General features: G+C 47.3%; 25 protein-coding genes and 1 pseudogene. 11 read left to right on the top strand and 15 right to left on the bottom strand.

Annotation, left to right across the window (positions count from 1 at the left end; translation table 11 throughout):
• Complete coding sequence (locus tag ACXAD8_RS16740) at window positions 1-1,287, bottom strand: sensor histidine kinase (protein ID WP_475231019.1); 1,287 nt, start codon at window positions 1,285-1,287, stop codon at window positions 1-3.
• Window positions 1,288-1,375: 88 nt separating this feature from the next.
• On the bottom strand, window positions 1,376-2,623 hold the full coding sequence (locus ACXAD8_RS16735; RefSeq protein ID WP_475231017.1) for an NADH:flavin oxidoreductase/NADH oxidase family protein: 1,248 nt from the start codon (window positions 2,621-2,623) through the stop codon (window positions 1,376-1,378).
• Between the two features lie 93 nt (window positions 2,624-2,716).
• Here ACXAD8_RS16735 and ACXAD8_RS16730 point away from each other — a divergent pair, with 93 nt between their 5' ends.
• The gene (locus ACXAD8_RS16730) at window positions 2,717-3,121 is read left to right on the top strand and encodes a MerR family DNA-binding transcriptional regulator (protein ID WP_475231015.1); all 405 of its coding nucleotides are present in this window, start codon (window positions 2,717-2,719) and stop codon (window positions 3,119-3,121) included.
• A gap of 330 nt (window positions 3,122-3,451) precedes the next feature.
• Window positions 3,452-5,578: a methyl-accepting chemotaxis protein gene (locus tag ACXAD8_RS16725; RefSeq protein WP_475231013.1), complete on the top strand. Its 2,127-nt coding sequence runs from the start codon at window positions 3,452-3,454 to the stop codon at window positions 5,576-5,578.
• A gap of 40 nt (window positions 5,579-5,618) precedes the next feature.
• On the opposite strand, the gene ACXAD8_RS16720 is transcribed toward ACXAD8_RS16725, so the two are convergent.
• Complete coding sequence (locus ACXAD8_RS16720; RefSeq protein WP_475231011.1) at window positions 5,619-6,212, bottom strand: carboxymuconolactone decarboxylase family protein; 594 nt, start codon at window positions 6,210-6,212, stop codon at window positions 5,619-5,621.
• 259 nt (window positions 6,213-6,471) lie between these two features.
• On the opposite strand from ACXAD8_RS16720, the gene ACXAD8_RS16715 reads away from it, so the two are divergent.
• The 3 genes from ACXAD8_RS16715 to trmB are packed head-to-tail and all read left to right on the top strand — an operon-like array spanning window position 6,472 to window position 8,883.
• Window positions 6,472-7,410: an ABC transporter ATP-binding protein gene (locus ACXAD8_RS16715; protein ID WP_475231009.1), complete on the top strand. Its 939-nt coding sequence runs from the start codon at window positions 6,472-6,474 to the stop codon at window positions 7,408-7,410.
• Window positions 7,407-8,177, top strand: coding sequence for an ABC transporter permease (locus tag ACXAD8_RS16710; RefSeq protein WP_475231007.1), 771 nt, complete (start codon window positions 7,407-7,409; stop codon window positions 8,175-8,177). Before ACXAD8_RS16715 ends, ACXAD8_RS16710 begins: the two co-directional genes overlap by 4 nt.
• 1 nt (window position 8,178) lies before the next feature.
• Window positions 8,179-8,883 (top strand): tRNA (guanine(46)-N(7))-methyltransferase TrmB, encoded by a 705-nt coding sequence (trmB, locus tag ACXAD8_RS16705; RefSeq protein ID WP_475231005.1) that lies wholly within the window; start codon window positions 8,179-8,181, stop codon window positions 8,881-8,883.
• A gap of 15 nt (window positions 8,884-8,898) precedes the next feature.
• Here the strand turns inward: trmB and ACXAD8_RS16700 are convergent, their stop codons facing one another.
• The gene (locus tag ACXAD8_RS16700) at window positions 8,899-9,654 is read right to left on the bottom strand and encodes an EAL domain-containing protein (RefSeq protein WP_475231003.1); all 756 of its coding nucleotides are present in this window, start codon (window positions 9,652-9,654) and stop codon (window positions 8,899-8,901) included.
• 252 nt (window positions 9,655-9,906) lie between these two features.
• Here ACXAD8_RS16700 and panP point away from each other — a divergent pair, with 252 nt between their 5' ends.
• The gene (gene panP, locus ACXAD8_RS16695) at window positions 9,907-11,520 is read left to right on the top strand and encodes a pyridoxal-dependent aspartate 1-decarboxylase PanP (RefSeq protein ID WP_475231001.1); all 1,614 of its coding nucleotides are present in this window, start codon (window positions 9,907-9,909) and stop codon (window positions 11,518-11,520) included.
• A gap of 59 nt (window positions 11,521-11,579) precedes the next feature.
• On the opposite strand, the gene panC is transcribed toward panP, so the two are convergent.
• From panC to sfsA, 7 genes are all read right to left on the bottom strand, one after another.
• Window positions 11,580-12,431 carry a pantoate--beta-alanine ligase gene (gene panC, locus ACXAD8_RS16690; RefSeq protein WP_475230999.1) on the bottom strand — a complete coding sequence of 284 codons (852 nt, stop codon included), beginning with the start codon at window positions 12,429-12,431 and terminating at the stop codon, window positions 11,580-11,582.
• 33 nt (window positions 12,432-12,464) lie between these two features.
• A complete protein-coding gene (gene panB, locus ACXAD8_RS16685) occupies window positions 12,465-13,262 on the bottom strand; it encodes a 3-methyl-2-oxobutanoate hydroxymethyltransferase (protein WP_475230997.1) in 798 nt (265 codons plus the stop codon).
• Window positions 13,263-13,363: 101 nt separating this feature from the next.
• Entirely contained in the window at window positions 13,364-13,876 is a 513-nt protein-coding gene (gene folK / locus ACXAD8_RS16680) for a 2-amino-4-hydroxy-6-hydroxymethyldihydropteridine diphosphokinase (protein WP_475230995.1), read from the bottom strand.
• Window positions 13,873-15,159, bottom strand: coding sequence for a polynucleotide adenylyltransferase PcnB (pcnB, locus tag ACXAD8_RS16675; protein WP_475232997.1), 1,287 nt, complete (start codon window positions 15,157-15,159; stop codon window positions 13,873-13,875). The genes folK and pcnB overlap by 4 nt, the downstream gene beginning before the upstream one ends.
• Before the next feature lie 240 nt (window positions 15,160-15,399).
• On the bottom strand, window positions 15,400-16,323 hold the full coding sequence (gene gluQRS, locus ACXAD8_RS16670) for a tRNA glutamyl-Q(34) synthetase GluQRS (RefSeq protein ID WP_475230993.1): 924 nt from the start codon (window positions 16,321-16,323) through the stop codon (window positions 15,400-15,402).
• Window positions 16,324-16,375: 52 nt separating this feature from the next.
• A complete protein-coding gene (gene dksA / locus ACXAD8_RS16665; RefSeq protein WP_475230991.1) occupies window positions 16,376-16,825 on the bottom strand; it encodes an RNA polymerase-binding protein DksA in 450 nt (149 codons plus the stop codon).
• A gap of 253 nt (window positions 16,826-17,078) precedes the next feature.
• Entirely contained in the window at window positions 17,079-17,789 is a 711-nt protein-coding gene (gene sfsA, locus ACXAD8_RS16660; RefSeq protein ID WP_475232995.1) for a DNA/RNA nuclease SfsA, read from the bottom strand.
• Window positions 17,790-17,879: 90 nt separating this feature from the next.
• Here sfsA and pepB point away from each other — a divergent pair, with 90 nt between their 5' ends.
• A complete protein-coding gene (pepB, locus tag ACXAD8_RS16655) occupies window positions 17,880-19,175 on the top strand; it encodes an aminopeptidase PepB (protein WP_475230989.1) in 1,296 nt (431 codons plus the stop codon).
• A 72-nt stretch (window positions 19,176-19,247) separates the two neighbouring features.
• Here pepB and ACXAD8_RS16650 read toward each other — a convergent pair whose 3' ends face one another.
• On the bottom strand, window positions 19,248-19,430 hold the full coding sequence (locus tag ACXAD8_RS16650) for a MerR family transcriptional regulator (protein WP_475230987.1): 183 nt from the start codon (window positions 19,428-19,430) through the stop codon (window positions 19,248-19,250).
• Between the two features lie 307 nt (window positions 19,431-19,737).
• Here ACXAD8_RS16650 and ACXAD8_RS16645 point away from each other — a divergent pair, with 307 nt between their 5' ends.
• The gene (locus tag ACXAD8_RS16645) at window positions 19,738-20,313 is read left to right on the top strand and encodes a YjaG family protein (RefSeq protein ID WP_475230985.1); all 576 of its coding nucleotides are present in this window, start codon (window positions 19,738-19,740) and stop codon (window positions 20,311-20,313) included.
• 556 nt (window positions 20,314-20,869) lie between these two features.
• On the opposite strand, the gene ACXAD8_RS16640 is transcribed toward ACXAD8_RS16645, so the two are convergent.
• Together ACXAD8_RS16640 and rsmD are read right to left on the bottom strand one after the other, a co-directional pair.
• A complete protein-coding gene (locus ACXAD8_RS16640) occupies window positions 20,870-21,247 on the bottom strand; it encodes a diacylglycerol kinase (RefSeq protein WP_475230983.1) in 378 nt (125 codons plus the stop codon).
• Between the two features lie 8 nt (window positions 21,248-21,255).
• Entirely contained in the window at window positions 21,256-21,843 is a 588-nt protein-coding gene (rsmD, locus tag ACXAD8_RS16635; protein ID WP_475230981.1) for a 16S rRNA (guanine(966)-N(2))-methyltransferase RsmD, read from the bottom strand.
• Window positions 21,844-22,221: 378 nt separating this feature from the next.
• On the opposite strand from rsmD, the pseudogene ftsY reads away from it, so the two are divergent.
• From ftsY to ftsX, 3 genes and pseudogenes are all read left to right on the top strand, one after another.
• A pseudogene (gene ftsY, locus ACXAD8_RS16630) lies at window positions 22,222-23,139 on the top strand (signal recognition particle-docking protein FtsY); the annotation flags it as partial.
• Between the two features lie 27 nt (window positions 23,140-23,166).
• On the top strand, window positions 23,167-23,853 hold the full coding sequence (gene ftsE / locus ACXAD8_RS16625; protein WP_475230979.1) for a cell division ATP-binding protein FtsE: 687 nt from the start codon (window positions 23,167-23,169) through the stop codon (window positions 23,851-23,853).
• Entirely contained in the window at window positions 23,850-24,830 is a 981-nt protein-coding gene (ftsX, locus tag ACXAD8_RS16620) for a permease-like cell division protein FtsX (protein WP_475230977.1), read from the top strand. Before ftsE ends, ftsX begins: the two co-directional genes overlap by 4 nt.
• A 10-nt stretch (window positions 24,831-24,840) precedes the next feature.
• Here the strand turns inward: ftsX and ACXAD8_RS16615 are convergent, their stop codons facing one another.
• Window positions 24,841-26,058, bottom strand: coding sequence for an EAL and HDOD domain-containing protein (locus ACXAD8_RS16615; protein ID WP_475164931.1), 1,218 nt, complete (start codon window positions 26,056-26,058; stop codon window positions 24,841-24,843).
• Between the last annotated feature and the right edge of the window lie 184 nt (window positions 26,059-26,242).

The raw sequence follows: 26,242 nt of genomic DNA, 5'->3' as shown, positions 1-26,242 counted from the left end.
CTAACGGGTTGTGGCATCAAAAACAGAATCATTTTGTACTGGCAATGTTATCACGATTTCATGGGGGACGGCAGCAGACGAAGACCAGCTGTAATGCATAGTTCCAGCTAAATGCTCTATGGCAGATTGAGCCAACACAGCCCCAAGCCCCAAACCATCAGAATCCGGCACAAAGGCTTTGCCTAAAATTTCCACCACTGTGCTATCGGGTTTTTTGCCATGATGTAGGATTTTTATAATTACCCGTTGCTGTCCAGTTTCACATTTAATCTGCAATAGGTCTGCTTGTTGCTCTCGGTTAGCCTGATAACAATTGTCCAGTAGATTGCTAAAGGCAAACTTCAAGCCCTCACTCACCTGAATGCTCACCCCTTGCGGTAAGCCTGAAAAATCCCTCTGTAGCGGCATATCGGGATGCGCGCCAGACCACTCTTGCAAAATAGAATCTAGCCAGGTTGTTAAGTCTGCGGTTGTGGTTTGGTATTGAACACTACTTTCTGACTTTGCCACCATAGACTTCAGAATGCTACTGCAGCGGTCTAACTGCGTCTGTGCCTGGCTGACATTGTGTTGGACTGCTTCGGGATCGAGTGGCTGCTCCTGAATTTCCTCAAGCAACATTTTTGCTGAAGACAGTGGTGTTCCCAGTTGATGACTGGTGTTGGCAGTCAGATTGGCAAAAGCCAGTAAGCGTTGATTGTTGTAAAAGCGTTCCTGATAACTCAGGTTTTGCTGTTGAAACAGATTAATTCGATGCCTTTGCTGGGAGATAAAACCGGTTAATACCGCTAACGACACTACGAAGGTGAGCCACATACTCTGAATATGGCGGGCCATTTCCTGTGGCCCATGTGCCGTTGCCTGATGCATAGAATGCCCGTGATGGGCACCAGACATTTGACTTAAATCGGCCACAGACAAACCCGACAACACACTGTGACATACCAATACCAAAAGGGTTAAAAGCCAGGCCTGAGCGCGATTGAGTAACAAACTGGCGATCAGTGGTGGCAACATAAGTACAGCCCCCCAACCAGACATAATGCCTTGATTAAAATACAGAAAAACACTGATGGCTAATACATCCGCCATCAGGCTCAGCAGTATTTGGGTTGGGTCAGGATGGTCTTTTACAAAAGCCCAAACACCCATCAAGGCATAAAACGCCATCACTGCGACAAACCAGATGGATGATTCACTGGCGCTATACCAATAAATATTGAGGGCCAGAATAAACAAACGCAGTAAACCCAGTTGCATCCTGGAAGTCTGCGCAGCAGAAAACATGGTTTGCCAAATCCGGCTCATAAATTACGGGAAAAAAGAAATGAGTTTGCGCTACATTTCCATGTTTTTACTGAGAATACCAGTGCAATTATGTCACTTCGCTGCGATATTGCTTGCGGTAACGTCGGGTAAGCTTCGCTGCCCGCCACTGGTCACTCAACAACGAGAACACTGGCGATAATGAAGCTTTTACAGACTTGCCCGCTCCCAATCTGTGCAACTGACGTTTGACCATCGCCATGGTGGCCAGGCCGCTCAGGGTTTTATCTTTCCAGTTGACCAGCGGAATAGTGCCTTCAAACGCTCGATTAGCTTGCCACCTGTTGGGCAAATCTGGCGTGTAAGCCATAGCACTGGCCATCCCCACCAGCGCCACATCACTGTTTACCACTTCCTCTGCTACCGCTAAACGTCGAATACCACCGGTGGTCATTAAAGGTACTTTAGAAACCGCTGCAATCTGTTGTGCGAAACTCAAAAAGTAGGCTTCCCGCGCCAGGGTACGGCCATCAGCAGTACGTCCTTGCATGGCTGGCGCTTCGTAACTGCCACCGGAAAGCTCAATAAAATCGACATTGAGTTCAGACAGCATTTTTACGACGCTAGTGGCATCGTCAATATCAAAACCACCTCGCTGAAAATCAGCCGAGTTAAGTTTTACACTGACCGCAAAAGACGGTGACACCTCAGCCCTGATGGCTTTAATAACTTCCACCAGCAACCTTGCTCTGTTCTCAATACTGCCGCCCCACTGATCCTGACGCTTGTTAGTGAGCGGCGATAAAAACTGAGCCAGCAGATATCCATGGGCAGCATGAACTTCCACACCATCAAAACCGGCTTCTTCGGCTCTGCTGGCTGTAATAGCAAAACGCTCAATCAAATCCTGGATTTCTGCCTCACTCATGGGCTTTGGCTGGGTAAATAATCCAGAATGAGCGCCCATATCCAGGGCAATATCAGAAGGCGACAGCACTTTGCCACCCATTTTCTTAAAAACCTGACGCCCCGGATGATTGATTTGCATGATGATTTTACAATCCTGCAGCTGACTGACTTTTGCCAGTTGTCTAAATGGTTCTAAAGGGGTATCAGCTTCTAACGCGACACCACCTGGTCCAGTCATCGCCAGATGATCTACCATCACGTTACCGGTGATGATAAGTCCAGCCCCACCATTTGCCCAGGCGCGATAAAGCCGCTGTAATGATTCTCCCGGCAATTGCCCGGCACTCGCCATGTTTTCTTCCATGGCGGCTTTCGCGATGCGATTCTTTAATCTCAGGCCGCAGGGCAGTTGTAATTCAGAAAATACCGGTGATACTGGCGATGTCATGCAATACCTCATTCGATTTCGCGGAAATCAAGATTGAATTTAGGAAATACAGACTCTAACCTTAAAGCAAGGTTTAAGGTCAAGAGACACATTATGAAAATTGGCGAACTGGCGGACAAAACGGGAATCGCGGCCTCCACCATACGATTTTACGAAAAACAAGGGCTGCTGCCCAAAGTCCCCCGCAGTGACGGCGGTTACCGGGTATATGATGACGACATCAAAGCCAGGTTAGATTGTATTCGTCTCGGTCAGAAACTGGGGTTCAGCCTGCAGGAACTGCCTAAGTTGCTCAGTCATGATAACAACCTGGATCACCAACTCGTCATGCAGCGACTGACAGAAAAACAACAAGAGCTCAATAAAATGATGCAACAACTGGCCATTCAAACCCAGCAGATAGACGCCTTGCGACAGCACCTGCAATCTGTGTGGGATACCGGTGCCTGCGTGCCGGCTAGCGAAATTGCTGAACTACTAGCAAAAGCCGAGACATAGATCGAAAAAATATTAAAAAGTCTGAGATGGGTATTTATGTGGCTTGCTCCGTCACTCCCAAAGCAACATATCCATTTTTCTGTTCAAAGGGAATTACACGCCTGTTAACGTATACCGTCAGGAACGAAAAATCACTTAATCATCTAAAAACACAAGAAATTCTCAGATTTGCAGATACAATTAACTATTATTAAAGCATAACTATGCCATATAACGCATAGTTACCCTTTTATTGCACAACATCGAGAGCAGAACTTGGCATTTTACGGTAGACAAGCCAGCCTCAACTGTAATAAATAGTACACAAAGCGGACGCAAAGTAGCCTAACGATGAACTTTATTACCCATAGCATTAAAAATAAGATCACCTACTCGGTACTTGCCATCATCATTTTGTTGACGGTAGTGCTGGCCAGTATTTCCACCTACAACAGCTCCAGCGTCAACGAAGAAGTAGAAAAAGTCACCCGGGAAGCGTTGCGCCGGGGCGGCATGGCATTGATCGAGGCGGAATCTCAGGTTCAGGCAGCGAAAATTGCTAAAAATGTGGAAAATGCTGCTCTGGTAGCTGAAACCTTTGCAGCTGAAATCAGCCTGCTGCACCGCACCTGGCAGGAACAGGGTTTTACCGCTCCGCAAACCCGTGCCATGGTGTTAAGTAAATTGCGCAATCTGCTGGAAGCCCATCCGGGATATATGGGCATAATGTCGCCTTTAAGCCCTGATGTCTTTGGTAACGATAGTGACTTTCAAAGCAGCGGTGAACAAAACAAAGTTTTGGGCATGCTGGATAATGGCCGGGTATCTCCTTATTGGTATCGCGAAGGCGGTGCCATTAGTCTGGATTGGGTTAGCTCTGTAGAAGACGAAACCAAGAATGGTTACTTTAGTTGTCCCCGAAATCGTCGCAGTCGCTGTTTAATCGACCCCGACGTGTTTGATTTAAGTGGCGTCAGTTATCTGCTGACCACTATCTCCGTTCCCATCATTTCTCGCGGTGAATTTATCGGCGTTGTAGGTGTCGATTTCGATGCTAACTTCGTAAAAGGGCTAATGACTAAAAGTGATGCCGCTTTATTTGATGGCAAAGGTGAAGTCATGCTGCTCAGCGAAACTGGCAATATTATCGGCTACAGCGAAGATCCGGCAGCCTCTGGCAAAGCCGTTTCCGAGCTGGGCGGTAGTTTTGAGCGGGAGTTAGGCGCTGCAGTATCAGCTAGCAGCAATGTCTATTCCAGTAACAATCAAGGTCGTATCAATGTCATCACCCGTACCGAAATTGGTGGTGTAGACAAGCAGTGGTATTTGCTGGTAAGCGTTCCTGAAGATGTCATGCTGGACACCTCAAACCGCTTAAGAGATGAAATTTCCGCCCGCAGCGATGCGGCATTGTCACAACTGATCATTGCCGCAGTCATCCTGGCCGCTGTTGGCTTTTTCGGCATTACCCTGATTTCCAACCAGATTGTTAAACCCATCGAAAAAATCCGCGATCTGATGAAAGACATTGCCGAAGGTGAAGGCGATCTGACCCGTCATATTCGGGTGTACGTCAATGATGAAACCGGCGAACTGGCCACCTGGATCAACAAGTTTATCGATAATCTGGCCAACATAGTGCGCACCATCGACAGTAACGCCAGTTCGGTGAATGCCGGATGTGAAGAAAGTCAGCAAGTGGCCAGCTTATGTGGTCAGGAACTGGCAAAGAGCCGTGATTCGGTGGATCGCATAGTCTCCGAAGCAGAGCAAATGTCACTGGCCTCACTGGAGGTCACCAAAAACATTCAGCATGTGGCAGAAGTCACTGATGGTACTAACCAACAAGTGTTGGAAAGCAGTACAGCTATGGATGATCTGGTTAGTACTATGGGACAGGTCAATGATGAAGTGAATAAAGCCACCAATGTCATTGGTCAACTCAACGATGATATTGAACAAATCACCCATATTCTGACCACCATTCAGAACATTGCCAATCAAACAAACCTGTTGGCTCTGAACGCCGCCATCGAAGCCGCCCGGGCAGGCGAACAAGGCCGTGGCTTTGCAGTGGTAGCCGATGAAGTCAGAACCCTGGCCAGTAGCACCCAAAGTGCAGTAGAAGAAACTCAAAATATCATTCAGAGTATCCAAACCGGCTCCACTCAGGCGGTGGACGCCATGGCTCACGGCAATCAAATCACCACAGCGGCCACCTCCCTGGTGGAAGAAACCGGTAATCACCTGAACGGTATTCGCAAATCTATGGAGCAAATTACCGGAATGACCTCAGTGATTGCCGCTGCCGCTGAAGAGCAGAATCAATTAGCCCACAATATGTCTAAGGACATTAATAACATTGGTAGTGATGTCAGTGGTGTAGCGCAAAGAGCCATCGAGCTAGCGGATAAATCGAAAGTGCTGGCTACGAGCAGCCACAACCTGATTGAGATAGTGCACAAATTTAAGGTGTAGTGTTTGTTTGAGTGTGGGCGAATGCCCACACTTTGCTTGCTTATTTAACGTGCTTACCGCCGGTCCAGCCGCCTTTTTCCAAGACCTCTTTACCCAGTGCTTTGGGAGCCTCTTCAAGATCCGTCGCCATAGAATCATTCCAGCGATTGAGAAAACCATAAAGACAAATGGCCCCCAGAATTTCCACGATCTCATCTTCTGACCAATGCTGCTTCATGCGAGTCATGAGTGGTTCATCTACAGCATTGGGCACACTGCCCGCCGCCAATGCATAATCCAGCGCTACCCGCTCTGCATCTGTGTACAGGGGACTGGTCTGATATTCCCAGACTGCTGCCACTTTTTCAGCAGAAATACCGTGAATTTTAGCGGCAATCAGACTGTGCGCTTCACAATACTGGCAGCCCGCAGCACGGCTGGCAAAATGGGCCAACAGTCGTTTAAAACCTAAATCAACGGCACCGTCTTTTGCCATAACGGCCTGAGTCAACACACCAAAGCCTTTCACAATCTCAGGTCGTCTCTGCATGGTTAACAGTGAATTGGGCACAAAGCCCAAAATATCGACGAAAATATCAAAGTGTTCAGCCAGTTCAGCGGTGGTGTCTGCCGGAAGCGGGTTTAAATGTGCCATGAATGTTCCTTTATTGATGTTTATTGGATTAATTTGAAAACTGAAGATAACAGACCTACCATGGAGCGCATCTGTCGCAGGGCAAATTGCCCAGTACAAAAGTGTAATCTTTGGCTAACAATTATTTTATGCGGCAGTTGAATAAATCGAAAATAGCGCAATATTAATTGCCTGCAGAGTTATGCTGCTAAACGATTACGCGCAACGGTACAGCACAACTCGAAACGCTCTGGACTCATTCTGAACACTGGGATTTACCATGCATGCACTCTCCATCAAAGGCCTGAAAAAAACCTATAAAGGCGGCACTCAGGCATTAAAAGGCATCGATCTCACCGTACAAGCCGGTGATTTTTTCGCATTACTGGGTCCCAATGGTGCGGGTAAATCCACCACTATTGGTATCATCAGTTCACTAGTGAATAAATCAGAAGGCCAGGTAGAAGTATTTGGTCACTGCATTGACAAGGAACTGGAAGCGGCGAAATCCTGTATCGGTTTAGTGCCACAGGAGTTCAACTTCAATCAGTTTGAAACCCTGTTGCAAATCGTCTGCAATCAGGCGGGCTTTTATGGTGTGCCTCGTCATATCGCACTAGAGCGTGCTGAAAAGTATTTGAAAAAACTGGACCTTTGGGAAAAGCGCAACCAGCCAGCTCGCACCTTATCGGGCGGGATGAAACGCCGCCTGATGATTGCCAGGGCTCTAATGCACGAACCCAAAATGTTGATCCTCGACGAACCCACCGCTGGCGTAGATATCGAGATCCGCCGCGCTATGTGGACTTTTTTGAAGGAAATCAATGAGCAAGGCATCACCATTATTCTGACTACCCACTATCTGGAAGAAGCAGAGATGTTGTGCCGCAATATCGCCATTATTGATAAAGGTATCATAGTGGAAAACACCAGCATTAAAGCCTTGTTGAGCCAGCTCAATATGGAGACCTTTATTCTGGATTTACCCGGTTGCAGTGAAGATCCGCAACTACAGGGCTTTATTTATCGCATGCCCGATGTGCATACCCTGGAAGTGGATATTCCCAAAGACAACAGCCTGAATAAGTTGTTTCAGCAACTGACCGACAAGGGCATTGAAATCATGAGTATGCGCAATAAAGCCAATCGTCTGGAAGAGCTATTTGTCAACCTGGTAGAAAACGGCCGCAAAGCACAACAACAGGAGGCCAATTCATGAATACCTACAACTGGGTAGCGCTGAAAACCATCTGGCGCAAAGAGATCACCCGCTTTACCCGCATCTGGATACAAACTCTGGTGCCACCCGCTATTACCATGACCTTGTACTTTGTCATTTTTGGCAGCCTTATCGGCAGCCGAATCGGCGAAATGGGTGGTTTTTCCTACATGGAATTTATCGTTCCTGGCCTGATCATGATGTCAGTGATCACCAACTCCTATGCCAATGTGTCATCATCGTTTTTTAGTTCCAAGTTTCAACGCAATATTGAAGAGTTAATCGTTTCTCCGGTAAGTACCTGGGTGATTATCGCAGGTTATGTAGGCGGCGGCCTGAGCCGGGCGGTATTAACCGGCATCATAGTTACCGCCATATCTCTATTATTTGTCGATATCAGTTTGCACAGCTTGCCCGTGATCATCATTACCCTGGTGCTGACCTCTACCCTGTTTTCCCTGGCGGGACTGATCAATGCGGTATTTGCCAAAACCTTTGACGACATCAGTATTATCCCCACTTTCGTGTTAACCCCCATGACTTATCTGGGCGGCGTTTTTTACAGCCTGAGTTTGCTACCAGAGTTTTGGCAATGGGTCAGCAAAATCAATCCCATCGTTTACATGGTAAGTGGTTTCCGGTTTGGTTTTCTGGGGCAATCGGACTTTACTGTGATGACATCCTTATTGGTATTGGTGATTTTTAACCTGGTATTCTCATTAATCGCCTGGCGTCTGATTTCTACTGGCACGGGGATCCGCTCTTAATATGCAAGGCAATTCCCGTTCAATCACCACCAATCAACTGGACATCCACGATAAACTGCCGGAGATAGTGCAGCGCCACAAACACAGCAACAACCAAAAGCCCATTCAGGCTCATACAGAAGCGGCTTTTGACCAGATATCTGACTGGCTTGCAGGTTTTACCGCGCGTCCTATTATTCTGGATTCCTGCTGTGGTGTCGGAGAAAGCACCTGGCGATTGGCAGAACAGTACCCTGAAGCCTTGGTTATTGGCATAGATAAATCCGCCGTGCGTATCAACAAACACGGTAAACAAGAAGAATATCAAAACACCGGAAAAGACCAATTCGATACTGACGTCATCTCAGGTGGTAGTAACTACAGGGTAATACGAGCCGATGTGATTGATTTTTGGCGACTGGTTAAAAACGCCAACTGGTCTGTCGCCAGACATTACCTGCTCTACCCCAACCCCTATCCAAAATCTGCTCAGGTGCAAAAGCGCTGGCATGGCAGCGCCTCTTTTCAGGATATTCTGGCCATTGGCGGCGAGTTAACGGTGCGCAGTAACTGGCAAATTTACATCGGAGAGTTCGCTAAAGCCCTGGAGCTTTGTGCCAGGTCACCGCAAATCAGCCTGGTTGAACAGGGCGTTGCTTTTACGCCGTTCGAGCGCAAATACTGGAACAGCGGACAACAGTGTTGGCAGGTAAGCTGTAGCCTTTGATTGTCGCACTAAGCATCAAACAACCGTTGGCATGGCCTGACTAAAATAGAACCCTTGTCCGTAATCGATATTGAGCTTTTGCATCGCCGTTAATGTGGAATGACTTTCGATGTGCTCAGCGATAACGGCAACATCATTCAGCCTCGCTTTTTGCAGTACCTTACTCAGCTCATCTGGTGCTTTTTGGGTTAGTGCTTTTAAAGCATGACTTTCCACTTTAACGCCATCAATGGGGTAAGACAAAACGCTTTCAAGTTGCTCACAGGGAGCGCTAAACCTGTCTACCACAATCTGGATGTCTAAGGTTTTGCCCAGTAACAAAAAGGTTTTAAATTGTTCCGGGTAGGTAAACAGTGTGTGTGTACATATCTCTAAGGTAATACGCTGGGCATTGGGGTAATCCCGTAAGCTGCGTTCGATAAACACCGCAGTCTGAGGGTCAAGCACATCCTTCTCGGTGATATTAATGCTCCAGTTAACCTGCTTGTCTCGAAAATATTGAGCACTTTGATGGAATATTTTCTGAGTGAGTTCGCCATAACAACTGTTTTTTTCCACCAGATACAAAAATTCACCAGGCAGAAAAATTTGTTCGCCTGGATAGATGAGTCTTGCCAGGCATTCATAGCCCCACACGGAATTATTGGATAGATCCATGATTGGCTGGAAGAACGGGACTACATTTTCAAGGTTAAAATCCCGACTGATTTCACGCACTTGCATACTGTTACTCTGCCTGTTGAATCCCCGGCGGGTCAAAATTTCCACCATTAGTAATCCCTCACCTTAATCACTTTGTTTTTTCTTTGTCATATCTACTATTCCTGAATATAGCAGCAAACAAGATCTTGTCGAATTCTTGCTGATTAGACCTGTGATTGCAGAGTATTCGATAAAAAAGTAAACTAGCCCGTTAGCTGTTCCGGGCAGCCCCTGAAAGCTATTTCAAGGCGTGAATATCGGGTTATAGCTATACTTAGATAACTGTTGGTTCGGCAAACCAGCGCGAAGTGAGAGAGAGTTTTGAAAAAAGCGGAAGCAAGCCTGGAGCACCTGTACCGGGTGTTTACAGTTCCCGAACAAGGGGACTCCAAACTGGCGGAAATTGAACAGCAGTTGTCAGCCAACTTATCAGAGTTTTTAGGCCAGCACGTGGTCACTCAAGCGCGTTCATTGGAAGATCTGGAGCGTGATTTTGCCGATTTTCGGGTGCCAGAAGAACCGGAATTTGTCTCGGCTCATGCCGAGCATTTGCTGGACAAGTTAGTGGCCAATTCAGTTAACACCTATTCTCCGACCTTTATCGGTCACATGACATCGGCACTGCCCTACTTTCATTTACCGCTGTCTAAACTATTAGTGGGTCTGAACCAAAACCCGGTAAAAATAGAAACTTCCAAAGCCTTTACCCCGCTGGAACGGCAGGTATTGGGCATGTTACACAAGCTGGTGTACGACAACGACGACAGCTTCTATCAAGCCCATTTGCACAGTGCCCAGCGCTCTTTAGGCGCGTTTTGCTCTGGCGGCACCATCGCCAATATCACCGCTTTGTGGGTAGCCCGTAATAATCTCCTGCGGGAATCTGGCGATTTTCGCGGCGTAGCCAAAGAAGGTGTGGCAGCTGCCATGCAACACTATGGCTATAAAAAACTCGGGGTGATTTGTTCACGGCGGGGGCACTACTCTCTGTCTAAGGCTGTGGATTTATTGGGTCTGGGCCGCGAGCAATTACTCACCGTAGATTGCCCCGGACAAACCTTATCAGCAGAACAGGCTCTGCAAACGGCTCAGGAATTCGAAGCCCAGGGCAACAAGGTTATCGCTATTGTGGGCATAGCAGGGACCACAGAAACAGGCCATATTGATCCGCTCAATGAACTCGCAGCCGTTGCCCAACAATTGGGTTGCCACTTTCATGTGGACGCAGCCTGGGGCGGTCCGACGTTATTTTCCAGTACCCACGCCAAATTACTGGCCGGGATCGAAAAAGCCGACTCAGTTACCATTGATGCTCACAAACAGATGTACGTGCCTATGGGCGCGGGCATGGTGTTATTCAAAAATCCGGAAAACTCTAATGCCGTGCGACATCATGCCAATTACATTCTCCGGGCAGGCTCTAAAGATTTGGGCGCAACCACACTGGAAGGCTCTCGTAATGGTATGGCGATGCTGGTGTACTCAGCTTTACATATATTTGGCCGCACTGGTTATGAATTATTAGTGGATCAAAGTATCGAAAAGGCCCGGCTGTTTGCCCAATTGATTGATAGTGATCCCGACTTTGAACTGATCACCGAACCCACCTTGTGCATACTCACCTATCGGGTTTGCCCGCGAGTTGTGCAAGCGCAACTGGCTCAGGCAACTGACAGCGAAAAACAAAAAATCAATCAACGCCTGGACGATTTAACGGTACGGGTGCAAAAACAGCAACGGGAATCAGGCAAATCCTTCGTTTCCCGTACCCGTTTGGAAGTGGCGAAATATCAGGGACAAACCATCACTGTGTTCCGGGTCATTTTGGCCAATCCACTGACCACCAAACAAGATTTGTTGGATATCCTGGCTGAGCAAAAGGCCATTTCCAGTACGACACAGGTTTTTCAAAAACTTATCGCGCCGGCTGCCTGATAGGATAACAAAAAAGCCACCCTGGTTGAGGTGGCTGTTTCGATTCAGGTGGTAAGTTATTAATCCAGACTTACCGGCAGGTTGTCTATCAGTCGGGTTTTACCCAAAAAGGCCGCTGCCAGAATCACCAACTCGGTATCTTCATGGCTGGGATGCATTAAGGTTTCTTCGCAGCGGATTTCAATATAGTCGGTTTTAAAACCCGCATTATTGAGGAACAAAGTATGCTCTTTCACCAACTGCCTGAAGTCTCTACGCCCGGATATGATCTGTTCTGATAAGGTCATCAGGGTAGCATACAGTTTCGGTGCAATGGCCCGCTCTTTGTCATTCAGGTAACCATTGCGGCTGCTCATGGCTAAACCGTCGGTCTCACGCACCGTAGGCACGCCGTGGATAGTCAGGTTCATGGACAGATCCTGCACCATGGTCCGAATCACCTGCAATTGCTGAAAGTCTTTTTCACCGAAATAGGCGTGATTGGGCTGAACCATGTTAAACAATTTGCACACTATGGTAGCAACGCCGCGAAAATGCCCTGGTCGACTGGCCCCACAGATCATATAGGAGATACCTGGCACTTCAACAAATGTCTGTTGTTCCAGACCTCTGGCGTAAATGGCTTCGGCATCCGGCATAAACAGGCAATCCACGCCAAGTTCTTCCAGATACTGGCAATCTCGCTCCATAGTTCTGGGGTAAGCATCCAGATCTTCATTTGGCCCAAATTGCATAGGGTTAACAAAAATAGACACCACCACGATATCACAAACTTTTTTAGCCTCTTTGACTAGCTGCAAGTGACCATCGTGTAGGTTACCCATAGTGGGTACAAACCCGATAACCTTGCCCTCAATCTGCCAGGCGCGTCGAATTTCCCTTAATTTCAGAATATCTGATATTTTCTGCATGATTTGTCTCTAATAACTCAGTGCCTAAGCAGCTTAATCGACGAAACTATGGGCTTCATCAGGAAACTGCCCATTTTGTACTTCTTCGATAAACTTCGCCACTGCACTGCGGATATCACCGGTTTCGACTAAGTAGTTTTTGGAAAACTTGGGCATGTAGTTGGCGCTGATGCCAAACATATCGTGCATCACCAGTACCTGACCATCGGTATCAGGGCCAGCACCGATGCCAATAACCGGAATGGACACCGCGTTAGTGATCTGTTCTGCCAGACTATTGGGAACACACTCCAGCACCAGCATTTGAATACCGGCCTGCTCCAACTGTTGCGCATCCGCAATCATTTTTTGTGCTTTTTGCTGATCGCGCCCTTGCACTTTGAAACCGCCGAAAACATTCACCGACTGAGGCGTTAATCCCAGATGGCCACACACAGGCACACCTCGAGTAACCAGTCCTTCGATGGTTTCCAGCAACCAGTCACCACCTTCAAGTTTTACCATATGTGCACCAGCAGCCATCAGTTTGGCGGCATTTTGGTAGGTTTGCTCTGGCGTCGCATAAGACATGAATGGCATATCTGCCACCACCAGTGCTCTCTCAGTGCCATTTTTCACTGCGCGGGTATGATAGGCGATGTCATCAATCGTTACCGGTAAGGTGGAATCCTCACCCTGTAACACCATGCCCAATGAATCACCGATTAACAACACATCGATACCGGCCTGATCAAACAACTTAGCAAAGCTGGCATCATAGGCAGTTAACACGCTTATCTTCTGATTTTCTTGCTTCATTTTAAGCAAGCCGGAAGTGGTTACTTTTTTCATAAAATAACTGCCTTATTCTCAAAGTTACGGATAATTAGCATCAACCGGCGCTTTTTCAAACGCCTGTTTAATGCTGCACTATACGAAGAAACCATGCGATTTCAAGCAATCTGAATATTCTTTACCGCAAGTAACTCAGTTAAACCGTTTTTAGGCACCGTTTGTAACAGTTGCTTGACAGTTTTACCGTCCGGTAAAACCAGTTGTGGCGCAATTTGATAAAGCGGATAAAGCACAAATTCGCGCAGATGAAAGTGGTAATGCGGCACCGTCAGCAGCTCGCTATTAATGATGCGTTGCCCGAACAGGATAATGTCTAAATCCAGGGTTCTGGGCCCCCAGCGCTCAGCTTTTCGCGTGCGGCCTTGTTCCAGTTCGATTTTTTGTAGTGTTTTTAACAGTTCTTCAGGTGCTAACGAGGTATTGAGAGCAGCGACAGCGTTGACGTATTCCGGCTGCTCACTGGGCCCTAACGGCTGACTGCTGTAAAAACTGGAGTATCGGATAAGTTGGCTGTTGGGGATGCGACTGATGGCAGACAGAGCAGATCTGAGCTGCTGGACCGGGTCGTTAAGATTGGCTCCCAGTCCGATGTAGACTAGTTCAGGGGTCACGACTTTTTGTTGTGAAAATGACGCTTTCTGCGCGTGGGCTTGCCATCTCTGCCACGCAAATTAGCTAACATCTTCTTGCGCTGAGGTGGCGCGGCATCCTGAAATTCAGTCCACCACTGGCCCACTTCGGCAATTTCACCGCCTTCGACTTCTCCACGCAACACTAAAAAGTCATAAGCTGCACGGAATCGGGCATGCTCAAGCGTCACCCAGGCGCGTTTGCCAAAGCGTTTCGGTAAGCGGTGCTGTAGTAACCAGATATCCCGGATAACCGCCGTAAAGCGTTTCGGGATCATAATGCGTTGCATTTGTCGGTGCAGCACATCATTCATTGCCATGACAAAAGCATCATGACGATTGAAGCCACCTTCACTTACGTGTTGTTCTTGTCGTTCTTCCACCGCGTACCACATCACTGCGGCATAAAAGAAGGCTGGAGTCACCCGCATTCCGGAATTAATGCGATTGTCAGTGTTGGCCAAGACCTTGAGTAAAAACTGATATTCCTTGCCTTCGGGATTCTCCAGCAAAGGCTGCACCTGGGGAAACAACTGACCAAACAAGTGGTATTGCTGCATCAATTTAAAGGTGGCCACGCCAGCGCCATTGATAAACAGTTTGATCACTTCCTCGAACAATCTGGCCGGTGCCACATTACTCAACAAATCGGCAAGCTCAGGAATAGGATTGCTGGTACGGGCGGTGATATTGAAGTCCAGCTTCGCGGCAAAGCGCACCGCTCGCAACATGCGTACCGGATCTTCACGATAGCGGGTTTCCGGGTCGCCAATCAGCTCCAGTTCTCTTTTGGCTATCGCCTCACGACCATTGGCGAAATCGCGAATGCTGTAATCCGCAATGTTGTAATACATGGCGTTAACCGTGAAATCCCGGCGCTCAGCATCTTCTTCAATAGAGCCAAAAACGTTATCCCGGAGCAATTGCCCGGCATCACTTTGCTGGCTGGTTTGATTTTTAGGATTGTCATCTTGTTGATGATGACCACGAAACGTGGCCACTTCGATAACTTCCCGACCGAAAACGATATGGGCCAGACGGAAACGGCGACCAATCAGGCGGCAATTGCGAAACAAGCCTTTGATTTGTTCCGGAGTAGCATCAGTGACAACATCGAAGTCTTTTGGGTGGTGGCCCAGTAACAAATCGCGCACACAGCCTCCCACCAGATAGGCCTGGTGACCGCTGCCATGCAAACGATACAGAACTTTTAAGGCATTGGGGCTTATATCATCTCGTGAAACAGAGTGTTGTTCACGAGGCACCACAACATCGCCGGAGAGTTGTTCAGCGATGATTTCAGTTTCACCTTTTCCAGTGAATGCATTCCTTACTTTGTCAAATACCCTGGAAATAATATGCCTGACTCCGATCTTACTGGGTTTAGGTAACAATACCCGAAAAATTGATACGCTGAGAAAATATATCCTGAAAAACAAGCTCTTCGCCAGCTTTTTCGGGCGCGGATTCTAAACTAATCGGCCACTAATTTGAATAACTTTTCGTCAACACCAGTGCCTCGCTACCTTTTTTTCCAAAGACAGCGGTAAATTATCAATATTCCAGTGTTGTAGTGCCCAATTTAGCAGGCTGTCTTTACCAGCCCCCAACAAAGCCTGCGGAACATCAGCCCCCAAAAACTGTAAGGCCGCACACAAATTTTCATCCACCCTGGAACTGTCCAGTTCCGGGCTGTGATTTTGTTTGCTCAATTTTTTCCCCGGTGCAGAAACTGCCAGAGGAATATGTAAAAACGACGGAGCCGGTTGTTGCAACACGCGGTAAAGCACCAGCTGACAAGCACTGGGGAGCAACAAGTCTGCACCGCGCACCACTTGAGTGACACCTTGTCGTAAATCGTCCAGCACAGCCACCAGGTGATAACCAAAAATACCGTCGCGTCGCTGTAGTACAAAATCTTCGTTGATCACATCGCTAGGCACGTCCACCTGACCCAGTCTGGCATCTGTCAAAGCCAGGCTTTGACCGGGGTTTTTTATGCGAATGGCGCATCCATCTTGTTGCAACTGCCGCTCCCGACAATGACCATCGTATAATGAACCGCGTGCTTTAATGGCTTTTCGGGTGCAATCACAAAAATAACACCAGCTTTGTTGCCGCCACTGCGACAAGACTTCCCGGTAATAATCCAGATGTTGGCTTTGATAGTGTTCCGGTTCGTCCCAGCATAAACCATGGGCTTCCAGGGTTTTTAAGATATTGGCCGTAGCGCCCGGTTTGACTCTGGGTTGATCAATATCATCGATGCGCAATAACCATTTGCCGCCCTGTTGTTTGGCAATCAGATAACTGGCTAAAGCGGTAACTAATGAGCCGAAATGCAGGTTGCCACTGGGCGAGGGAGCAAACCGACCTCGGTAGTTCAGGGACTCCGCACTCAGCCCGGTAGTTGCGTAATTCTGGACCATGGAAAGCTCGTGTTCGGACATAAAAAAAGCTGCAATTTGCAGCTCTTTTTATCTAACCTAACAGTTGCTTCTCTTTTATTTCAGCCATGGTTTTGCAATCGATACACATATCAGCGGTAGGTCTGGCTTCCAGACGTTTAACACCGATTTCAATACCGCAAGTATCGCAAAAACCAAAGTCATCTTCTTCGATGCGCTTTAAGGTCTTTTCAATCTTTTTAATTAATTTACGTTCACGGTCACGGGTGCGCAGCTCCAAGCTAAACTCTTCTTCCTGAGCGGCACGGTCAACTGGATCCGGGAAATTGGCGGCTTCGTCCTGCATGTGGTGCACAGTGCGGTCTACTTCTTCACGAAGCTGATCACGCCATGCCAACAATATCAACCGGAAGTGCTCCAGTTGCTTGCTGTTCATATATTCTTCGCCGTCTTTCTCCTGGTAAGGCTCAAGGCCTGCCAGCGCCAAAAGCCCTAACGTTTTACCATCTTTACCTGTCGGCATAGGTCAACTCTCCTAAACGACTATGAGACCTGCTAAAAAGGGTCGCTATCTTATACAAAAATCTACAAAAAGAGCAATAATTGATATTTGCTCACCTACAATACTTGCGAAACGCTGGTTGTTGGCGGGCTAACAAACCACTGATCATCCGGCAGATTGACACAATTTTTATCGCTGGGCAAATATGGTGTTCATTTATTGCTTTTCAAGTAATAAATTTTAAAAACCACACTACAACTGCTTGTTTTTTAGCCTAAACATCATAAACAAACGGGATTTTTTTATTCAGCAGGATTTCTTTCTCGCTGATGTCGCAACCATAGGCAAACACTTTCACACCTGCCTTGATAGCCTGACGCATTAATTCAAAATACTCAGGGTCCAGTTTTTTGGCGATAGCCACACGTTTAATGCCGGTGTGCTGCACACAAAATAAAATACCGGCATTGTTGCCTTGCAGCGCCATATAGGTCAGTTCTCTTAAATGTTTTTGACCGCGCTCTGTTACGGTATCCGGGAACAAGCCTAATCCGTTTTCCGCCAAGGTAACCGACTTTACTTCCAGATACATTTGCGCGTGATCACTGTTGGTCAGCAAAAAGTCTACTTTACTGTTTTCATTGCCAAACTTAACTTCACGTCGATATTGACCAAAAGCGCGAAATTCAGCCAGACGACGCTTGTTTAACGCCTCAAACACCAGCTTGTTGGCATTGTGGGTATTAATGCCAATTTTGTTGTATTCGTGATCCACCGCAATTTCCCAGGTGTATTTGAGTTTTCGCTTGGGATCATTATTGCTGCTCAACCACACTTTAAAGCCGGGCTCAGCACAGCCAGTCATCGCACCAGTATTGGGACAGTGGGCTGTCACAATCGAGCCGTCTTCCAGCGCCACATCGGCCAGAAAGCGTTTGTATCTTTTAACCAGAGTGCCGCAAATAAGGCTTTTCGGAAATTGCATAAACAGGTGCAGCCTGATGGAACGTTTAAAGTGGGCAATGATTGTGTCAAAATTCCAGGCCATAACCAAATAATTTCTAAGGATGTCCAGATGTCAGAAAATCCCAATCCAGCTCATTTATCGGTTTCTCTGAGTACCTCCCCTACACCGGCACCATGGAACCTTAAAGGTCCGTTGTCCATTTCTTCCGAAGGTGCCACGATTCACTTGCCAGAAAATGCCAAAGCGCAACTCAAAAACATTAAAGTGGCCGCCAGAAAACTGGCAACTTTAACCCAACGCGCCAATTTGCAAGGTGAATGGAATGATGAGCAAAGCATCGCATTTTGCACCAGTTTTAACGATGCCAGACTGCGCTATGAGGTGGCATTTGCTGGCCAACAAAACACCCCTGCGGTGACCAATGCTATGAAGGCACATGCCTTCACCGTCTCCTTAGTCAACGATACGCCACAAAATGTCTCTCCTGAAGTTTTGGCCGAGCGCGCTATCAACTGGTTGACAGAACTGGCACCAGAATCGATTTCACACAACTTAATCGTGGGTGAAGAACTGCAAAAAGCTGGCTGGAACGGCATTTACGAGGTGGGTCGCGGCAGTGTTCGTCCACCAGTATTGTTAGATCTGGACTACAATCCAGGTGGTGATCCCAATGCGCCAGTGCACACGGTATTAGTGGGTAAAGGCATCACCTTCGACAGTGGCGGTTACAGTATTAAACCCAGCGAAGGCATGTTAACCATGAAGTGCGACATGGGCGGTGCAGCGACGGTTACAGGAGCATTGGGACTGGCCATTATGAATGGTCTAAAGCAGCGCACCCGACTAATACTCTGTTGTGCGGAAAACCTGATAAGCGGCCATGCCTACAAACTGGGCGACATCATTACCTATAAGAATGGTTTAACAGTAGAGGTAGTGAATACTGATGCCGAAGGTCGCTTAGTATTGGCTGACGGGTTGCTGTTAGCCAGCGAATATCAGCCCCGAAGAATCATTGATGCAGCGACATTAACGGGTGCCGCAATGGTGGCGGTTGGCGGTCACTACAACGCCCTATTTAGCCGCGACGATGAACTCAGAGCGCTGGCATTGCAAGTAGCAGACGAGGTTAACGAACCCGCCTGGCCGTTACCGCTGGAAGCTTTCCACCAGGACAACTGCCCATCTCCGTATGCTGATACCGCCAACAGCCGTCCGCAAAAAGGTGGGGGCGCCGGAGGTGCCAGCAATGCAGCAGGATTCCTGAGTCGCTTCGTGCCCAATGAAGGAAAAGGCTGGTTACATGTGGATCTAGCTGCAGCGTTTAACAACAGCAGCACCGACACTCAACCTGCCGGAGCCACAGCACAAGGCATTCGCATGCTGGCGAATTTACTCAACTAATTGAAATAGACCGAGTTGTTGATTGAGCGTGCGCAAAGCACGCTCAATCAACTCAGGTTAAAAAAGGATGGCTTAGATTCCGCCCAACCGCTCTGCCAGTTCTTTGTATTTCTCAACATCTGTGCGGTCAAAAAGCGGTTCACCGGCAGCATCTTTATCTTTGGCATTTAACAAATGTTCTCTTTCTAGTCGTTGCACCCTGACATCTTGGATCCCCAAGTATTCCGCAACTTCCGCTACCGTCATTAAACTCATTTATTTTCTCCTCCCGATTTATTTTTCTTTGCTTATCAGGGACTTGTTGGTTAACAAATTAGGCCAGATGCATTTCTGAAAAAGCAACTGGCGACCAGAATGTTCTCTGGCACTGAACTTAATAGATAGCACAGAATTCGCAAATAGGTAAACAAAGCATAATTTTTGTCAGTGCATAATTTGCTCTTTGTTGCACAATTACAGCGCTGTATGTCCGAGACAAAAACAATCAGCTTTCAGGCGAAAACATTGTATGCCATACCGATTCAGGGCAAACTAAAGACTGTAGCAATGACAGAGTTTTCACTTGGCCAAATTAAATATTTTTCAGCAGGTAAGAGAGTTTAACGACTGGCGTGCCAGTGCATTTGCATTAACCTTACTTGAAAGAATGTATCCCAATTATCACCTTTTTTGCGAATTAACCGGCTTTTACGAGGCGGAACAATTGCGCAACACCCTGAACAGTCTCTGGGACTGGTTAGGCTCCCCCAAAACCAAAATAAACTTTGAATCACAGCGATTAAAACTGGACGAAGCCACCCCAGATATCAACAACTTTGATAACTATGGCGTCTATCCGGCGCTGGATTTTGCGGTGTCATTAGACTCAGTATTGAACCTTATCTCTGGTGAAGATGCTCAGGGTGCCGTGGTGGTTAGTAAAGTATCGCAGGGCTGTGTGGAAGCTTATATCGAAGCCTCAGAAGGCGAGCAGGAAGACATTAAACAGCACCCTCTAATGAGCTGGGAAATAGAATTTCAGGCGGAATTAATCGCCCTGTTGCAAGGTAATATCAAACGCAACAACGATTTGGTAAAACGATTAAAAGCCCTGGCTACCGAAGAAGGGATCAGCAATATCGGCTTAGAAATCCTCTAAAGCACAAAGCAGGGCGAGATCGCGTTCGTTTTTTGAGCAACACTCGAACATAGTCAGCTCTAATCGGAGCCAAAAGCTAATTAATTTGCCCCGGAATACTGAAGCGAGACTATCAACCAGCCTTCAGACTCCTTAGTTGAGTTTGCTGGTAGGTAGACTTTTTTCGACAATGTAGTCTAATTCAACCTCTGTTGTTTGATTGAAATCATTGTCGGGGCGCCGACTGCGCCTCAAGGGGACCGGGCTGCGCCCCCCTTAAGAATCCCCCTCAGCCCCTGACGCGCAAAAGCATAAACTTCGCCATCAGAACAACGACGACCATCAATGACAGCACGTCCCTGTGCTGGGCATTGATTGAGCTATCATCCCTGATAGCTCTCATCGTTGTTTTAACTGATGTCGCAGTTTATAGCGCGTAAAGGGAAACAGACTTTAGCACTTCGAACAAACTTTGACCTAACTTAATCCAGTTACGAGTTAGATTGGCTTTTTCTTAAAATGTAAATATTTAGCTTCTGGGCATTGTGATCGAAGTATAAGCACTCATGCACTCCCCCTAAAGCACAAAATTATTCAGCAATATTGAGCTCCAGGTCAGGATGAGCAGCAGCAGAACAAAGAACACGGCTGCTGAGCCGATATCCTTGGCCTGCTTTGATAGTGGGTGCAATGCTGTGCTGATGCGGTCTACAGTCGCCTCAATCGCACTGTTCAACAACTCTACAATCACCAGTAAAAACACCGGCATCAGCAATAACAAAAACTGTTCTGTGGACGTGCTGATAAAAAAAGCCAGTGGTGCAAGCACCAAGGCCAGAGTCAATTCCTGTCGAAATGCCGACTCGTGTTGCCAGGCCAGGCGAATGCCGTCCATTGAGCATTTTGTGGCTTTAAAAAGACGAGAAATCCCGGTTCCATTGGGTTTGTTGTTCATAACTACCTTCAGGGTTGATATTGTAGCAACAGCGATGTCACCTGACGGGTGCTTTTGCGTTTCAGCTCCCGCAGTGATGCAGGCACCGACCATGGCAACTCAATTTCATGCTCGATGTAAATTAAGGCATTATCTTGCAGCAAATTCTTTTCCAGTAAAGCCTCAACCACCGGTTGTAATAAATTCTTCTTAAAAGGCGGGTCGATAAACACAATATCAAACTTCTGGGTACAGGTACTCAACCAGGACAAAGCATCCTGATTGATGATTTGCAACACCTGCTCATCGGCATTTAGCAATTTGCGAATATTGCGCAGTGAGCCAGCGATGTCTTTTTGTTTTTCCACCAAAGTGACCTGCTGCGCATGGCGCGACAGCGCTTCGAGCCCCAATGACCCGGAGCCAGCAAACATATCCAGACATACCGCATTAGCAACATCCTGCATCAGCCAGTTAAACAAGGTTTCTTTGGTGCGGTCCGTAGTGGGACGCAAACCCTCACTATTAATCACCGGCAGTTTTCGTCCACGCCACTTACCAGAGATGATGCGAATAAAGCCCGGAGATTTTGATGAAACTGATTGTTTAGCGCGCATTGAAGCCTGGCTCCCCTGTGATATGATGCCGTTCCGAAAAAATAATTGGAAATTTGTGTTAATCACACAAGTTTACCAAACTCCCCCTCCGGGATCCGCATTACAATGCTTTGAAATGGCCAGGTGCCGTTTTCCCGGAATGCTGAAACATCAGGAACAACACTTACGATGTCAAAATTTTTTGATTGGTTTAACAAAGACAAAAACCCAAAAGATGCCCCAGTTACTGACCAACCCGTTCAGGAAGAGACGCAGGAACAAGTTACTGAGCAACCTACTCAGACAGTCGAGCCAGCAGAACAGTCAGTAACCGAAGCGACCGAATCAAATACTCAGGACAACCATGAAAAAGCTGACCCGGAAGCCAAAGAAGAAAACTTCTTTTCACGTCTGAAACGCGGTCTGGCGAAAACCGGTGACAACATCGGCTCAGGTATGGCCAATCTGTTTTTAGGGAAAAACATTGACGATGAACTGTTTGAGGATCTGGAAACCCAGCTGCTAACTGCCGACATTGGCGTAGAAACCACCACCCGAATTATTGATGACCTTACCGAGCAGGCCAGCCGCAGTCAGCTCAAAAACGCCGATGAACTTTACCCGGTGTTAAAATCGCAAATGAGCAACATGCTGGCTTCTGTCAGCTCGCCTCTGGTGGTTGATGACAGCAAAACCCCGTTTGTAATTTTAATGGTGGGCGTTAATGGCGTGGGTAAAACCACTACTATAGGTAAACTGGCTAAACAGCTGAAAAATCAGGGTAAATCCGTAATGCTGGCCGCCGGTGATACCTTTCGGGCAGCCGCGGTAGAACAGTTGCAGGTATGGGGCGAGCGCAATGATATTCCGGTGATTGCACAGCATACCGGTGCCGACAGTGCTTCAGTGTTGTTTGACGCATTGCAATCTGCCAAAGCGCGCAATGCCGATGTACTGATTGCTGACACCGCAGGCCGTTTACAGAACAAAGATAACCTGATGGAAGAGCTGAAAAAAGTCGTGCGGGTAATGAAAAAACTGGATCCCGATGCCCCTCACGAAATCATGCTGACCCTGGATGCCGGAACCGGCCAGAACGCCATCAGCCAGATGAAGCTGTTTAGCGACGCTGTCGGTATTACCGGTCTGACACTTACCAAATTAGACGGCACCGCTAAGGGCGGGGTTATCTTTGCTCTGGCTGACAAGTTTAACGTGCCGGTGCGCTTTATCGGTGTGGGTGAAGGCATTGACGATTTGCAGACATTTGACGGCAAGACATTTATTGACGCATTATTTGAAAAACAAAAACGCTAATTATCATCAGGTTTAAATCAGACCACAATGATCAAGTTTGAAGAAGTAAGCAAAACCTATCCGGGTGGACAACTGGCCTTAAGCAAGGTCAATTTTCACGTTGCCCCCGGAGAAATGGTATTTCTCACCGGCCATTCCGGGGCAGGTAAAAGTACCTTATTAAAACTGATCAGTCTGATGGAACGCCCCAGTGTCGGCAGGGTTTTCATTAACGGTCACGACCTGAGCCGCATAACCCGCAAAGACGTGGCCTACGTGCGCCGAGATATCGGCATGATCTTCCAAAACCACCAGCTGTTGATGGATAAAACCGTATTCGACAACGTAGCCCTGCCTCTGGTTATCGAGGGCTATTCTCGTAAGCAAATCTACTCCAGAGTACATGCGGCACTGGATCGCGTCGGCTTACTACACAAACAAAACAATCCACCAGCAACGCTATCCGGTGGTGAACAACAGCGGGTGGGCATTGCCAGAGCGGTAGTAAACCGCCCACCGATTATTCTCGCTGACGAACCCACAGGTAACCTGGATCCAGCCTTGTCGCTGGAGATTATTCGCTTATTTGAAGCTTTTAACAAAGCCGGCGCATCAGTATTTATTGCCACCCATGACCTGGGGCTTATCGCACGAATGCACTATCGCACCCTGACCTTAAAAGGCGGTCAGATGATCAACGACGGACTCACAGAAATGCCCGGAGAGCCGGCATGAGTCTGTTATTCAAAAGCCGTCAAAGCGGTGCCCAACAACATCAAATCAGCCTGTCGCAAAAGCTGTTGATGTTCTTTACCAGTCATTTTCGGCAGTGCATCGCCAGTTTTGGTGAAATTATCAGAACGCCGTTGGCTTCTGTGATGACGATTGCCGTTTTGGGCCTGAGTATTACCCTGCCCGGGACACTATACGTATTAGTAAAAAACCTCAACACCATCAGCGCAGACACCCAACAGGCGGCTGAAATATCGGTGTTTTTGAAGAAACAGGCCAGTGATGCCGACATTCAGCAACTAATTAAACGCATTCGCACCTGGCCGGAAATAGAAAGCCTGACCTTTGTATCTGCTGATGATGCGTTAGAAGAATTTCGAACTCTGTCCGGCTTTGGCGATGCCGTTGATTATCTGGACTCAAATCCCTTACCCAATGTATTACTGGTGTACCCCAGTGATAAATTCGGTACCCCGGCTACCGCTAAAACCCTGCTGGATAAGCTCATTCAGGAGCGAGAAGTGGAGTCCGGTAAGCTGGACATAGAATGGCTGGAGCGATTACACGCCATTCTGGCGATAGCTAATGAGCTGGTTACCATGATTGCTATGTTACTATTTATCGCCGTGATCCTGATTGTCGGCAATACCATCCGGCTTAATATTTTCAATAAGCGCAGCGAAATCCTGATCATGAAATTAGTGGGTGCCACCGATAGCTTTATTCAGCGCCCATTTTTGTACACCGGGTTTTGGTATGGTTTTCTTGGCGGCATAATGGCCTGGATAACGATTGCGATCTTATTGTGGTGGATGTCTTCAAACATTGAAGACATTTTAGCGCTGTATAATCAGGACTTTGACCTGGCGGGCATGAGCTTCTCCACTCTGATGGCAATGCTGGGCATCTCCATCTTTATGGGACTGGCTGGCTCGGCAATTTCCGTCACCCGCTATGTGCGTCAGATAGAGCCTAAATAAGCCCTGGCTGTTAGGCAATACTCTGACGCATTGCATTGCTCCAGACTACGGCCTGATTGTAATAGCCATGCAGCGCTTTTTGCTCGACTTTGAGTGCCTGAGATAGCTTACGGGTTTTCTGCCAGCTAGCCGTTTCAAAGGTTTTGGCCAGTTCCAGATAGATCAATAAATTGTTCTTTTCACCACACAAAGCCGCTTTTAAATCATCTGACAGAGGCAGGTTTTCCATCAGGTTATTCATATTGCGATCCAACATGGCATCGATTAGGGAAAACAAGCCCACTAAAAAGCCTTTGGGTGGATTTTCCGGATCATTGCGGGCCGCCGCCAACAACTCACAAAATTTAGCCCGGATCAAAGACACCTGAAGTAGTTCCATCGGCTTGGCATCACCCAGATTGGCCAGCGCTAACAGAGCAATAAACTTCTTGAGTTCCAGCGCCCCCATGTAATTTAGCGCATGACGCAACGAGGTGATCTTATTGCGCTTGTTCACAGTCGGGTTATTGATAAAGCGCAATAGCATGTAAGACAGCGCCACATCTCGCTCAATAATGTCGTTGATGCGATCAAAGTTCATCTCTAATTTGGCACTTTCACCAATGAGTTCCAGTAGTGACAGCTTAGAGTTGGGGATATTCTTTTGCTTTACCACCTCTGGACGGGCGTAGAAATAACCCTGAAAATAATGGCACCCCATGTCTTTGTAGAGTTCAAACTCTTCATGGGTTTCCACTTTTTCTGCCACTATTTTAACTTTGGCATCGAGAAATTTGGGTACGTGTTTTTTGATAGTTTCGTAATCGCTTTCGCGAATATCCACTTTTACAATGTCGATATACGGCAGAAATACATCCCATTTGGGATCAAAATCGTGATCGTCCAGCGCCAGTTTGTAACCCAGTTGTTTGATGTGCTTGCAGGCAGCCAGCAACTCTTTGCTGATGGGAGCGGTTTCGACAATCTCAATCACCACTGCCATGGGATCTAATGACGTTGGAAAGCGATAAAGCAGCGTGTCTTCATAAAAATTGATGAAGGACACCTTGCCACCAGTGATTTCATCCAGGCCCAAAGTTAAGTGATTACTGGCCAGAATCTTTGAGGTCGCCTCATCCGGAGCAACATTGGGAAAACAGTTTTGTTTGCCATCCCGAAATAACAGCTCGTAACCAAATACATTCTTATCGCGGTCCAATATGGCCTGACGTGCAACGTATGCAAACATTCTTCTACCTCTCAGGCAAACAAGATTATCTTGCTAACCTTATACCAAATAAGTAATCGAAATTCTGGTGCATAAAACTCTGTTACATTTCATAGGTGATATTCATCCCTGTGACACGAAACAAAATTAAACTTTAGCAGGTCTGACAACGTAACAACAAATATTAATCTGCTTGTTCAGGTTA

The sequence above is a fragment of the Planctobacterium sp. AWH2_060 genome (genome assembly GCF_056158425.1).
The sequence above is the reverse complement of the archived record's forward strand: the minus strand, read 5'-3'. Positions and strand labels throughout refer to the sequence as shown.